We start from the raw sequence: 11,616 nt of genomic DNA on the forward strand, positions 1-11,616 counted from the left end.
CCCAGGGGCGCCTCCTTGCGTTGCGGCCCCCCAGCGCCCGACTCAGCCGCTGACGGTCTCGCGGCCGACGGGCGCCTGGCGGGGACGCGGGACCTCGGAGATCTCGTCGAGCCGGGCCTCGATCCAGGCCTCGGTCTCGGCCAGCACTTCCTCGGGACTGCGGCCGACCGTCTCGATGGGCTCGCCGACCACCAGCGACAGCCGCCCCGGCTTCTTGACCCAGTGGCGGCCGGGCCAGCGCTCACCGGCGTTGTGGGCCACCGGCACCACCGGCATGCCGGCCCGGCAGGCGATCACCGCGCCGCTCTTGTTGTAGCGACGCCGCTGACCCGGCGCCACCCGCGTGCCCTCGGGAAAGATCAGCACCGAGAGCCCCTCCTCCAGCCGGCGCTTGCCCTGGGTCAGCACCTGCTTCATCGCCCGGGCCGGCCTGGACCGGTCGAGGGCGATGGGGTGCAGCAGGCGCAGCCCCCAGCCGAAGATCGGGATACTGAGCAGCTCCTTCTTGAGCACCGTGCACACCGGCGGCTTGAGCAGCTGCAGGTAGACGGTCTCCCACTCGCACTGGTGGTTGGAGAGGATCACGCAGGGCCCCTCGGGGAGCCGCTCGCGACCACGGATGTCGTAGCGCACGCCGCACACCAGGCCGAACCAGGCGACGATGAAGTGGTTGTAGAGGTTGAGCAGCCGGTAGCGGGACTTCAACGGCAGGAAGGGCGACGGCGGCAGGAACAGCACACCACAGACCAGCATGGCCAGGACGTAGCCGATATAGAAGATGACGCTGCGGATCGGGTTCATGCCTGATCGGCCTCCTTGGCGGCTCCGGGGTCGTCGTCCCGGGCCAGGCACCAGGCATCCAGCATGCGTCCGACCTCGAGCCGCCAGGGCTTCTGGTGCACCCCGAAGACGTTCAGCACCCGCCGGCAGTTGAGGACCCGGCGCAGCGGCTGGTCATGGTGGTGACTGAGCGCCTTGACCCCGCCCAGGGCGACCGTCTCGCCGCGCCCCTCGAGACGCGTGGACAGCTGGGTGCGCACCATGGAGACGAAGGTATAGGCACTGACCGGCTCGGTGCCGGCCAGGTGATAGCTGCCCCAGGCCCCGGCCCCACAGTGCTGCTGCTGCAGCATGCCGATCAGCGCCATGGCCACCGCATCGGCGGAGGTCGGGCAGAAGATCACGTCGGATTCCGCGCGCAGGTCACCGCCCCCCATCAGGGTGTCGAGCAGCTCGCCCAGCCAGGCATGGCTGCCCTCGAGGGCGAACAGCGGCCCCAGCCGCACGATCAGGTGGCGGGGCAGCTCGGCCCGGATCCGGTCGCCGGCCGCGACCAACCGCCGCAGGCCCTCGTCACGCGGCTCGGGAATCACGTGCTCGTCGATGGGGCTCTCGAAGCCATCCTCGTAGAGCTGGTCCGAGACGCACCAGGTCAGCGGGACGTCCCGCGACCGGCAGGCCGCCATGCAGGCCATGACGGCCTCGGCATGGGCGGTCACGGACGCCGGGGCGGCGGCCAGCGGGCGCGACAGCGGCGGGATCACCAGGGCATCCGGGCGCACCTCGTCGAGGCGTTCCGGGGTCAGCGCCAGCCCCGGCTCGATCAGCAACTCGACATCGCTGCGGCGATTGGCCTCTCGGGCCAACGCCAGGCTCAGGCAATGCCCGGCATCCAAGATCAACAGCTTCACGGCGACTCCTAGCGGCTAGCCGAGAACAGGCTCGATCAGAACGGGATCTCATCGTCGAAATCATCGAAGCTGCCCGGGTCCGGCGCCCCGTAGTTGCCACCCTGCTGCTGGCCACCGCCCTGGTTGGGCGCCGGCTGGGGCGCCGGGCGCTGGGGCTGGCCACCGCCCTGGTTGGGCGCCGGCTGGGGCTGGCCGCCGCCGTAGTTGCCGCCCTGCTGCTGGCCACCGAAGCCGCCCGCCGCTTGCTGACCGCCGAAGCCACCGCCCTGCTGGGGCTGACCGCCGAAGCCGCCGCCCTGCTGGCCACCGAAGTTGCCGCCTTGCGGGGGCATGCCGCCGCCCATCTCGCCGCCGCTGCGCGAGTCGAGCATCTGCATGTCATTGGCGACGATCTCGGTGCTGTACTTGTCCTGGCCGTTCTGGTCCTGCCACTTGCGGGTCTGCAGGCGCCCCTCGACGTAGACCCGCGAGCCCTTGCGCAGGTACTGCTGGGAGATCTCGGCGAGCTTGTTGAACATCACCACCCGGTGCCATTCGGTGCGTTCCTGGCGTTGGCCGCTCTGGCGATCGGTCCAGGTGTCGGTGGTCGCGAGGTTGAGGTTGGCCACCGCGGTGCCGGACGGCGTGAAGCGCACTTCCGGGTCCTGGCCGAGGTTGCCGATGAGAATGACCTTGTTGACGCCACGGGCCATGGTTGACTCCTTCTCGAATGCGTAATGCTGCTGAATCGGCGACGCCGGCAGGCCGGCCTCGCCATCGTGTCAGGGTCTCGCGACCCGGCGGGATCAGGTACCGTCCCGCTCCTTGCCCGGGGCCACCAGCTCCGCCAGGGCCCGCTCGTCGAGGCGCTGGCGATCGACCTTGAGGTAGGCCAGCCGCTCTTCGGGCACCACCATCACGTCCTCGACGCCGGCCACGTCGGCGAAGCGCGCCATCAGGGTGTCCAGGGCATCATCATGATGGCTTTCGTCCAGCGCGACCACCTCGCTGGACAGATGTCGCGGCGCTGTCATGCCGAGCATCAGTCCCAGCCAGGCCACCCCCAGCATGGCACAGCCGAGGAACACCGCCGAGAGCCCCCACTGCTGGGACAACGCCCCGCCCAGCACGCCGCCCAGGAAGGCGCCCAGGAACTGGCTGGTGGAGTAGAGGCCCATGGCCGTGCCCTTGGCCCCGGCCGGGGCGAGCTTGCTGAGCATGGAGGGCAGGGTCGCCTCGAGCAGGTTGAAGGCGGTGAAGAACACCAGCAGCCACCCCATCAGCGCCCAGAAGCCCGTGGAGAGCCCCGCCAGCCCGGCGAGGCTCAGGGTGATGGCGCCGATCGCCCCCAGGCACATCGCCTTCATGCGGCGGCGCTTCTCGGCGACGATCACCAGCGGCACCATCGCCACGAAGGCCAGGGCCATGATGCCCAGGTAGACCCAGCCATGCTGCTCGATGATGATGCCCGCCTCGACCAGCCGGAAGGGCACGGCGACGAAGATCGCCATCAGGATCAGGTGCAGGGCGAAGATCGAGGCATCCATGCGCCACAGGTCGAGGCGCCCCAGGATCGTCGCCAGCTGGCCGCGGTCGAGGCCCACGTCGCGGTGCCGGGCGCGGCGCGGCGCCGGCGGCACCAGCCGCCACAGCACGGCGAGGCCCACCAGGGACAGGCCGGCGGTGAACCAGAAGATGCCCGCCAGCCCGTAGCGCGCCGCGACCAGCGGTCCCAGCACCATGGCCACGGCGAAGGCCGCGCCGATCGACAGGCCGATGGTGGCCATCGCGGCGGTGCGCACCTGCTCGCGGGTCTGGTCGGCCAGCAGCGCCATGATCGCCGCCGCCACCGCGCCGCTGCCCTGCAGGCAGCGCCCCAGGATCACCCCGCCGATGCTGTCGGCCAGCGCCGCCACCACGCTGCCGAGCAGGAACAGCGCCAGGCCGCCGGCGATCACCGGCTTGCGGCCGATGCGGTCGGAGAGCAGGCCGAAGGGAATCTGCAGCAGCGCCTGGGTCAGGCCGTAGACGCCCAGGGCCAGCCCCACCAGCAGCGGGGTGGCCCCGGCCAGGTCGTCGGCATGCAGGGCCAGCACCGGCAGCACCATGAACAGCCCCAGCATGCGCGAGGCATAGAGCCCGGCCAGGCCGGTGATGGCGCGGCGCTCCGAGGCTAACAGCAGTCCTGAGACCTTTCGCATAGCGGATCGACTTTCCGTGGGTGAAGGCTGGCGGAACGCAATGGACCGCATATTCTAGCGGCTCGCCACCCCCCAGGGAAAGCCGCCGCCGGGCGGGGCTTTGCCGGGGCAGCGCGGGGCCACGTATAATCGACCTTTTGGCGTGTCTCGCGAGGTGGGAATGGACAGGATTCTGGTCAGGGGTGCCCGCACCCACAACCTCAAGCAGATCGACGTCGAGCTGCCCCGGGACAAGCTGATCGTGGTCACCGGCCTGTCGGGGTCGGGCAAGTCCTCGCTGGCCTTCGACACCCTCTATGCCGAGGGCCAGCGCCGCTACGTGGAGTCGCTCTCCACCTACGCCCGCCAGTTCCTGTCGATGATGGAGAAGCCCGACGTCGACCATATCGAGGGCCTGTCGCCGGCGATCTCCATCGAGCAGAAGTCCACCTCCCACAACCCGCGCTCCACGGTCGGCACCATCACCGAGATCTACGACTACCTGCGCCTGCTCTATGCCCGGGCCGGCACGCCCCGCTGCCCCGAGCACGGCGAGGACCTCGAGGCCCAGACCATCTCGCAGATGGTCGACCAGGTGCTGGCGCTGCCCGAGGGCAGCAAGCTGATGCTGCTGGCCCCGGTGGTCAAGGGCCGCAAGGGCGAGCACCTGCAGCTGCTGGCCGAGCTGCGCGCCCAGGGCTTCGTGCGCGCCATGGTCGACGGCCAGGTGCTCGAGCTCGACGACATCGCGCCGCTCGACAAGAACCGCAAGCACGACATCAGCGTGGTGGTGGACCGCATCAAGGTCCGCGAGGGCCTGGCCCAGCGCCTGGCGGAGTCCTTCGAGACGGCGCTGGGGCTGGCCGACGGCATCGCGCTGGTCCACTTCATGGACGGCGAGGCCGAGGACATCGCCTTCTCGGCGCGCTTCGCCTGCCCGGTCTGCGGCTATTCCATCGCCGAGCTCGAGCCGCGAATGTTCTCGTTCAACAACCCGGCCGGCGCCTGCAGCACCTGCGACGGCCTCGGCGTCCAGCAGTACTTCGACCCGGACAAGCTGATCAGCCACCCCGCGCTGTCGCTGGCCGAGGGCGTGATCAAGGGCTGGGACCGGCGCAGCGTCTACTACTTCAACCAGCTGCAGGCGGTGGCCGACCACTACCGCTTCACCCTGGAGACCCCCTGGCAGGACCTGGCCCGCCACGAGCGCGAGGTCATCCTCCACGGCAGCGGCCACGACGCCATCGCCTTCCACTACGTCAACGACCGCGGCCGCAAGGTGACCCGCGAGCATCCCTTCGAGGGCGTGCTGCCCAACATGCAGCGCCGCTACCGGGAGACCGAGTCCAGCGCGGTGCGCGAGGAGCTGGCCCGCTATATCGCCGTCCAGCCCTGTCCCAGCTGCCACGGCTCGCGGCTGCGCAAGGAGTCGCGCCACGTCTATATCGACGACCGACCGCTGCCGGCGCTGGTCCACCTGCCCATCGGCGAGGCGCTGGCCTACTTCCAGGCCCTGGCCCTGCCCGGCCGGCGCGGCGAGATCGCCGAGAAGATCATCAAGGAGATCCAGGCTCGCCTGGAGTTCCTGGTCAACGTGGGCCTGGACTACCTCAACCTGGAGCGCAGCGCCGAGACCCTCTCCGGCGGCGAGGCGCAGCGCATCCGCCTGGCCAGCCAGATCGGCGCCGGCCTGGTGGGGGTGATGTACATCCTCGACGAGCCCTCCATCGGCCTGCACCAGCGCGACAACGACCGCCTGCTCAAGACCCTCGAGCACCTGCGCGACCTGGGCAACACCGTGATCGTCGTCGAGCACGACGAGGATGCCATCCGTGCCGCCGACCACGTCCTCGACATCGGTCCCGGCGCCGGCGTCCACGGCGGCCGGGTGGTGGCCCAGGGCACGCCCGAGCTGATCATGGCCACCCCCGAGTCCCTCACCGGCCAGTACCTGGCCGGCGAGCGGCGCATCGAGGTCCCGCCCTGGCGGATCCCCGGCAACCCGGAAAAGCAGGTGGTACTGAGCGGTGCCCGCGGCAACAACCTCCAGGACGTGACCCTGACCCTGCCGCTGGGGCTGTTCGTCTGCGTCACCGGGGTCTCGGGCTCGGGCAAGTCGACGCTGATCAACGCGACGCTGATGCCGATCGCCGCCCGGGAGCTCAACCGGGCCACGGCGCTGACGCCGGCGGCCCATGAGCGCATCGAGGGGCTCGATCACCTCGACAAGGTCATCGACATCGACCAGAGCCCCATCGGCCGCACCCCGCGCTCCAACCCGGCCACCTACACCGGCATCTTCACGCCGATCCGCGAGCTGTTCGCCGGCACCCAGGAGGCCCGCGCCCGGGGCTACAAGCCCGGACGCTTCAGCTTCAACGTCAAGGGCGGACGCTGCGAGGCCTGCCAGGGCGAGGGCATGATCAAGGTGGAGATGCACTTCCTGCCGGACATCTACGTGCCCTGCGACGTCTGCAAGGGCAAGCGCTACAACCGCGAGACCCTGGAGATCCAGTACAAGGGCAAGAGCATCCACGAGGTGCTGGAGATGACCGTGGAGGAGGCCCTGGCGTTCTTCAGCCCGGTGCCGGCCATCGCCCGCCGGCTGCAGACGCTGATGGACGTGGGGCTGTCCTACATCCGCCTGGGCCAGAGCGCCACCACCCTCTCCGGCGGCGAGGCCCAGCGGGTCAAGCTGGCCCGCGAGCTGGCCAAGCGCGACACCGGCAAGACCCTGTACATCCTCGACGAGCCGACCACCGGGCTGCACTTCGAGGACATCCGCCAGCTGCTCACGGTGCTCCACCGGCTGCGCGACCACGGCAATACCATCGTGGTCATCGAGCACAACCTGGACGTGATCAAGACCGCGGACTGGCTGATCGATCTCGGCCCCGAAGGCGGCTCCGGGGGCGGGCGGATCATCGCCGAGGGCACCCCGGAACAGGTCGCCCGCCGCGAGGACTCCCACACCGGGCGCTTCCTCCGGCCGCTGCTGGAGCGCGCGAAGGCCGGCAAGGCGGAGCGGGAGGCCACGGCCTGACGAGGCGTGAGGATCGCGCCCCTGCCGGCCGCGCTCACCAGCCCTGGTGATCGGCCCCCGCTCCCCACCCCTCGTCCCCGACATAAAAAAACCGGCTCCCTGGGGAGCCGGTTTGCGTTGTCGGACCTCGGAGGTCACCGGGCGAGGATCACTCCTCGGCGGCTTCCTCGACGACCGGACGGTCGACCAGTTCGACGTAGGCCATGGGGGCGTTGTCGCCGGTGCGGTAGCCGCACTTGAGGATACGGACGTAACCGCCCGGACGCTCGGCGTAACGCGGACCCAGCTCGTTGAAGAGCTTGCCGACCGCTTCCTTGGAGCGGGTGCGGCTGAAGGCCAGACGACGGTTGGCGACGCTGTCCTGCTTGGCCAGGGTGATCAGCGGCTCGATGACGCGACGCAGCTCCTTGGCCTTGGGCAGGGTTGTCTTGATCACTTCGTGCTCGACCAGCGACACGCTCATGTTCTTGAACATGGCCTGGCGGTGCGAGCTGGTACGATTCAGGTGACGACCACTCTTACGATGACGCATGGTTGTGATTCCTTACCAAACTGGGACTCGAGTCGACGCTCACGCGGAGGCCTTGTCGTCCTTCAGGCTAGCCGGCGGCCAGTTTTCCAGCCGCATGCCAAGGGACAGACCACGGGCGGCCAACACGTCCTTGATCTCGTTCAGGGACTTCTTGCCGAGATTCGGGGTCTTCAGCAGCTCCACCTCGGTGCGCTGGATCAGGTCCCCGATGTAGTAGATGTTCTCGGCCTTCAGGCAGTTGGCGCTGCGGACGGTCAACTCGAGATCGTCTACGGGGCGCAGCAGGATCGGATCGATGTGATCCTCTTCCTCCTCCACTTCCTGTTCCTTGTCGGCTTCCAGGTCGACGAACGCGGCCAGCTGCTCCTGCAGGATGGTCGCGCTGCGACGGATCGCCTCTTCCGGATCCAGGGTGCCGTCGGTTTCCAGGTTGATGATCAGCTTGTCGAGGTCGGTGCGCTGTTCGACACGCGCGGCCTCGACGGAGTAGGAAACCCGACGCACGGGGCTGAAGGTCGCATCCAGCTGCAGGCGGCCGATGGCACGAGACTCGTCGTCCGCCTCGCCGCGAACGTCCGCCGGCTCGTAGCCGCGGCCGCGGGCGATCTTGAGCTGCATCTTCAGCTCGGCGCCCTCGTTGACGTGCGCGATGACGTGCTCGGGGTTGACGATCTCGACGTCATGGTCGAGGGCGATGTCACCCGCGGTCACGACGGCCGGGCCCTGCTTGTTCAGCGAGAGCACCGCCTCGTCGCGGCTGTGCATCTTGAGCGCCACGTCCTTGAGGTTCAGGAGGATTTCGATGACATCTTCCTGGACGCCCTCGATCGCGCTGTACTCGTGGTCGACACCGGCGATCTCGGCCTCCACCACGGCACAGCCGGGCATGGACGAGAGCAGGATGCGACGCAGGGCATTCCCCAGGGTGTGGCCGAAACCACGCTCGAAGGGTTCCAGCACGATCTTCGCGTGGTGTGCGCTGATCTCTTCGACCTTGATGTCGCGAGGACGGAGAAACTCTGTCACTGAACGCTGCATTATGAATACCTTTCAGGCTGCCAAACGGATACTCGGTACTGAAGGCCGCTCCCCGTCGCCGGGGAGCGCCGCGGCGGACCGCTTACTTCGAGTACAGCTCGACGATCAGGTTTTCGTTGATGTCGGCAGACAGGTCACCGCGTTCAGGCAGAGCCTTGAAAGTGCCTTCCATCTTCTTGGCATCGATCTCGATCCAGGCCACATCGCCACGGTTGGCGGCGATGCTCAGGGCGTTCTGGATACGCGCCTGGTTCTTGGCCTTCTCGCGGACGGAGACCACGTCACCCGGCTTGACCTTGTAGGACGCCACGTTGACGGTCTTGCCGTTGACGGCGATCGCCTTGTGGCTGACCAGCTGACGCGCCTCGGAACGCGTGGCGCCGAAGCCCATGCGGTAGACGACGTTGTCCAGTCGGGATTCAAGCAGTTGCAGCAACAGCTCACCGGTCGCGCCCTTCAGGCGGGCCGCTTCCTTGTAGTAGTTGCGGAACTGCTTCTCGAGCACGCCGTACATGCGACGTACTTTCTGCTTCTCGCGAAGCTGCAAGCCGTAGTCGGAAATACGCTGACGACGCTGGCCGTGCACACCCGGGATCTGCTCGGATTTGCACTTCTTCTCGAAGGGAGTGACACCGCTCTTGAGGAAGAGGTCGGTGCCTTCACGACGAGACAGTTTGCACTTCGGTCCAATATAACGAGCCATGAATCTGTCTCCTTAAACGCGGCGTTTCTTCGGCGGACGGCAGCCATTGTGGGGAATGGGCGTCGCGTCGGTGATGCTTTGCACGCGGAAGCCGGCGGCATTCAGTGCACGCACGGCGGATTCACGACCCGGACCGGGGCCTTTGACCAGCACGTCGACGTTTTTCACACCATACTCGGCTGCAGCGGTCGCTGCACGTTCGCTTGCCACTTGAGCAGCGAACGGGGTGCTCTTGCGAGAACCACGAAAACCCGAACCACCGGCTGTCGCCCAAGAGAGAGCGTTGCCCTGGCGGTCTGTGATCGTAATGATCGTGTTGTTAAAAGAGGCGTGGATATGCGCGACGGCATCCACGACCTGCTTTTTAACCTTCTTACGGTTGCTACGCGGGTTAGCCATGTTGATGTCTATTCCTGTCGTTACGCCAGAACGTGCGTGTTATTTGCGGATCGGCTTGCGCGGGCCCTTACGGGTACGCGCATTGGTCTTGGTACGCTGACCATTCAGCGGAAGACCACGACGATGACGCAGACCACGATAGCAACCCAGGTCCATGAGACGCTTGATGTTCAGCGTCACATCACGACGAAGATCGCCTTCAACGGTGTACTTGCCGACTTCACTACGCAGGGTGTCCACTTCCTCAGAGGACAGGTCCTGGATCTTGGTGGTCGGCGCGATGCCGGCCGCGACACAGATGTCCTGTGCGCGAGTACGGCCAATCCCGAAGATATAGGTCAGCGAGATCGCCGCATGCTTGTTGTCCGGGATATTGACGCCTGCAATACGGGCCATCAGCTTACTCCGAAATTTGAGCGGCTTGCTCGTTGGATCATCTACAAAAGGCGCAACAGCATACCCCTTTCCCTGACAAAGGGCAAGGGGCATGCCGGCGCCGGTTCAGTACAGCGTCAGGGCTTATCCCTGGCGCTGCTTGTGCCGCGGCTCGCTGCAGATGACGCGCACGGCGCCATTGCGACGAATGATCTTGCAGTTGCGGCACATTTTCTTCACGGAAGCTCGAACTTTCATCGTTCCATCTCCATAGTTGGCTCGCGCCGCGAGCCAACGGCTCGGCTCGCGGCGCGCCAATTCGCCAGCGGCGCGCCTCAGCGCATGATGCCGCCGCTACCGTAGCCTTTCAGGTTGGACTTCTTCATCACCGAGTCGTACTGGTGCGACATGAGATGCGACTGCACCTGAGCCATGAAGTCCATGATCACCACCACCACGATCAGCAGCGAGGTACCGCCGAAGAAGAACGGCACGTTCCAGGCCACGATCAGGAACTGGGGCATCAGGGAAACCGCGGTGATGTAGAGGGCACCGAACAGGGTCAGACGGGTCATGACCTTGTCGACATAGCGAGCGGTCTGCTCGCCGGGGCGGATGCCCGGCAGGAAGGCCCCCGACTTCTTGAGGTTGTCGGCGACATCCTTGGGATTGAAGACCAGCGCTGTGTAAAAGAAGCAGAAGAATACCACCGCCGCAGCGAAAAGCAAGATGTACAGCGGCTGTCCCGGCCCCAGGGCCTGGGACGCGCGCTGCAGCCATTCCATGCCTTCCCCGGCACCGACCCACTGCCCCAGCGAGGCCGGGAACAGCAGGATGCTCGAAGCGAAGATCGCCGGAATCACGCCCGCCATGTTCACCTTGAGCGGCAGGTAGCTGCTCTGCCCGGCATACATCTTGTTGCCGACCTGGCGACGCGGGTAGTTCACCGTGATGCGGCGCTGGCCGCGCTCGATGAACACCACGAAGGCCACGGTGGCTATGCCCAGGATGGACAGGGCCAGCAGCGGCAGCACGTTCCAGGCACCCTCGTTGCGGGCCAGTTCGAAGGCCTGGCCCACGGCACCGGGCAGGCCGGCGACGATCCCCGAGAAGATCAGCAGCGAGATGCCGTTGCCGATGCCCTTCTCGGTGATCTGCTCGCCCAGCCACATCAGGAACACCGCCCCGGACACGAAGGTCACGACGGCGGTGAAATAGAAGCTGAAGTCGGCCGTATAGGCGATGCCCTGACTGGCCAGGCCCACCGACATGCCGGTGGCCTGGACGAAGGCCAGGAGCACGGTACCGTAGCGGGTGTACTGGCTGATCTTGCGACGGCCGGCCTCACCCTCCTTCTTCAGCTGCTCGAGCTGAGGCGAGACCGCGGTCAGCAGCTGCATGATGATCGACGCCGAGATGTAGGGCATGATGCCCAGGGCGAGGATACTCATGCGCTCCAGGGCACCGCCCGAGAACATGTTGAACATGCCCAGGATGGTACCCTGCTGCTCCCTGAACAAGGCAGCAAGCTGGTCAGGATTGATACCGGGAACGGGAATGTGGGCACCGATACGGTAGACCACGATGGCGAGGAGCACGAAGCGCAGACGCGCCCAGAGTTCACTCAGACCGCTGCCCATCGCCGGCATGTTTCCTGACTTGGCCATTTAGTCCTC

12 protein-coding genes are annotated in these 11,616 nt (G+C 66.9%); 1 reads left to right on the top strand and 11 read right to left on the bottom strand.

The window, feature by feature from the left end; genetic code table 11:
• Nucleotides 1–42: 42 nt before the first annotated feature.
• The 4 genes from QWY76_RS14490 to QWY76_RS14505 form a co-directional block, all read right to left on the bottom strand.
• Nucleotides 43–801, bottom strand: a complete 759-nt coding sequence (locus QWY76_RS14490; RefSeq protein ID WP_290312014.1) for a lysophospholipid acyltransferase family protein — start codon at nt 799–801, stop codon at nt 43–45.
• The gene (locus QWY76_RS14495; protein ID WP_290312015.1) at nt 798–1,691 is read right to left on the bottom strand and encodes a sugar nucleotide-binding protein; all 894 of its coding nucleotides are present in this window, start codon (nt 1,689–1,691) and stop codon (nt 798–800) included. Before QWY76_RS14495 ends, QWY76_RS14490 begins: the two co-directional genes overlap by 4 nt.
• Nucleotides 1,692–1,726: 35 nt before the next feature.
• Complete coding sequence (gene ssb / locus QWY76_RS14500) at nt 1,727–2,383, bottom strand: single-stranded DNA-binding protein (protein WP_290312016.1); 657 nt, start codon at nt 2,381–2,383, stop codon at nt 1,727–1,729.
• Nucleotides 2,384–2,476: 93 nt separating this feature from the next.
• Entirely contained in the window at nt 2,477–3,871 is a 1,395-nt protein-coding gene (locus QWY76_RS14505; RefSeq protein ID WP_290312017.1) for an MFS transporter, read from the bottom strand.
• A 160-nt stretch (nt 3,872–4,031) separates the two neighbouring features.
• Between QWY76_RS14505 and uvrA the strand changes: the two genes are divergently transcribed.
• On the top strand, nt 4,032–6,893 hold the full coding sequence (gene uvrA / locus QWY76_RS14510; protein WP_290312018.1) for an excinuclease ABC subunit UvrA: 2,862 nt from the start codon (nt 4,032–4,034) through the stop codon (nt 6,891–6,893).
• A gap of 148 nt (nt 6,894–7,041) precedes the next feature.
• Here the strand turns inward: uvrA and rplQ are convergent, their stop codons facing one another.
• The 7 genes from rplQ to secY all read right to left on the bottom strand — a co-directional run bounded on the left by rplQ (nt 7,042) and on the right by secY (nt 11,607).
• On the bottom strand, nt 7,042–7,425 hold the full coding sequence (rplQ, locus tag QWY76_RS14515; RefSeq protein ID WP_183384456.1) for a 50S ribosomal protein L17: 384 nt from the start codon (nt 7,423–7,425) through the stop codon (nt 7,042–7,044).
• A gap of 39 nt (nt 7,426–7,464) precedes the next feature.
• Nucleotides 7,465–8,463, bottom strand: coding sequence for a DNA-directed RNA polymerase subunit alpha (locus QWY76_RS14520; protein ID WP_183384457.1), 999 nt, complete (start codon nt 8,461–8,463; stop codon nt 7,465–7,467).
• A gap of 82 nt (nt 8,464–8,545) precedes the next feature.
• Nucleotides 8,546–9,166, bottom strand: coding sequence for a 30S ribosomal protein S4 (gene rpsD / locus QWY76_RS14525; protein WP_290312021.1), 621 nt, complete (start codon nt 9,164–9,166; stop codon nt 8,546–8,548).
• A gap of 12 nt (nt 9,167–9,178) precedes the next feature.
• Nucleotides 9,179–9,565, bottom strand: coding sequence for a 30S ribosomal protein S11 (gene rpsK, locus QWY76_RS14530; protein ID WP_013331014.1), 387 nt, complete (start codon nt 9,563–9,565; stop codon nt 9,179–9,181).
• A gap of 39 nt (nt 9,566–9,604) precedes the next feature.
• Nucleotides 9,605–9,961, bottom strand: coding sequence for a 30S ribosomal protein S13 (gene rpsM / locus QWY76_RS14535; protein WP_097790605.1), 357 nt, complete (start codon nt 9,959–9,961; stop codon nt 9,605–9,607).
• 123 nt (nt 9,962–10,084) lie between these two features.
• On the bottom strand, nt 10,085–10,198 hold the full coding sequence (gene rpmJ, locus QWY76_RS14540) for a 50S ribosomal protein L36 (RefSeq protein WP_008959154.1): 114 nt from the start codon (nt 10,196–10,198) through the stop codon (nt 10,085–10,087).
• A gap of 77 nt (nt 10,199–10,275) precedes the next feature.
• Complete coding sequence (secY, locus tag QWY76_RS14545) at nt 10,276–11,607, bottom strand: preprotein translocase subunit SecY (protein WP_126485227.1); 1,332 nt, start codon at nt 11,605–11,607, stop codon at nt 10,276–10,278.
• Between the last annotated feature and the right edge of the window lie 9 nt (nt 11,608–11,616).

Source organism: Halomonas maura (assembly GCF_030409305.1).
GTDB lineage: Bacteria > Pseudomonadota > Gammaproteobacteria > Pseudomonadales > Halomonadaceae > Halomonas > Halomonas maura.

What these genes read in the sequence shown, in the direction of transcription:
- QWY76_RS14520 (WP_183384457.1), bottom strand. Translation starts at nt 8,463, where the DNA reads ATGCAGCGTTCAGTGACAGAGTTTCTCCGTCCTCGCGACATCAAGGTC.
- ssb (WP_290312016.1), bottom strand. Translation starts at nt 2,383, where the DNA reads ATGGCCCGTGGCGTCAACAAGGTCATTCTCATCGGCAACCTCGGCCAG.
- rpsM (WP_097790605.1), bottom strand. Translation starts at nt 9,961, where the DNA reads ATGGCCCGTATTGCAGGCGTCAATATCCCGGACAACAAGCATGCGGCG.
- QWY76_RS14490 (WP_290312014.1), bottom strand. Translation starts at nt 801, where the DNA reads ATGAACCCGATCCGCAGCGTCATCTTCTATATCGGCTACGTCCTGGCC.
- rpsD (WP_290312021.1), bottom strand. Translation starts at nt 9,166, where the DNA reads ATGGCTCGTTATATTGGACCGAAGTGCAAACTGTCTCGTCGTGAAGGC.
- rpmJ (WP_008959154.1), bottom strand. Translation starts at nt 10,198, where the DNA reads ATGAAAGTTCGAGCTTCCGTGAAGAAAATGTGCCGCAACTGCAAGATC.
- secY (WP_126485227.1), bottom strand. Translation starts at nt 11,607, where the DNA reads ATGGCCAAGTCAGGAAACATGCCGGCGATGGGCAGCGGTCTGAGTGAA.
- QWY76_RS14505 (WP_290312017.1), bottom strand. Translation starts at nt 3,871, where the DNA reads ATGCGAAAGGTCTCAGGACTGCTGTTAGCCTCGGAGCGCCGCGCCATC.
- rplQ (WP_183384456.1), bottom strand. Translation starts at nt 7,425, where the DNA reads ATGCGTCATCGTAAGAGTGGTCGTCACCTGAATCGTACCAGCTCGCAC.
- rpsK (WP_013331014.1), bottom strand. Translation starts at nt 9,565, where the DNA reads ATGGCTAACCCGCGTAGCAACCGTAAGAAGGTTAAAAAGCAGGTCGTG.
- uvrA (WP_290312018.1), top strand. Translation starts at nt 4,032, where the DNA reads ATGGACAGGATTCTGGTCAGGGGTGCCCGCACCCACAACCTCAAGCAG.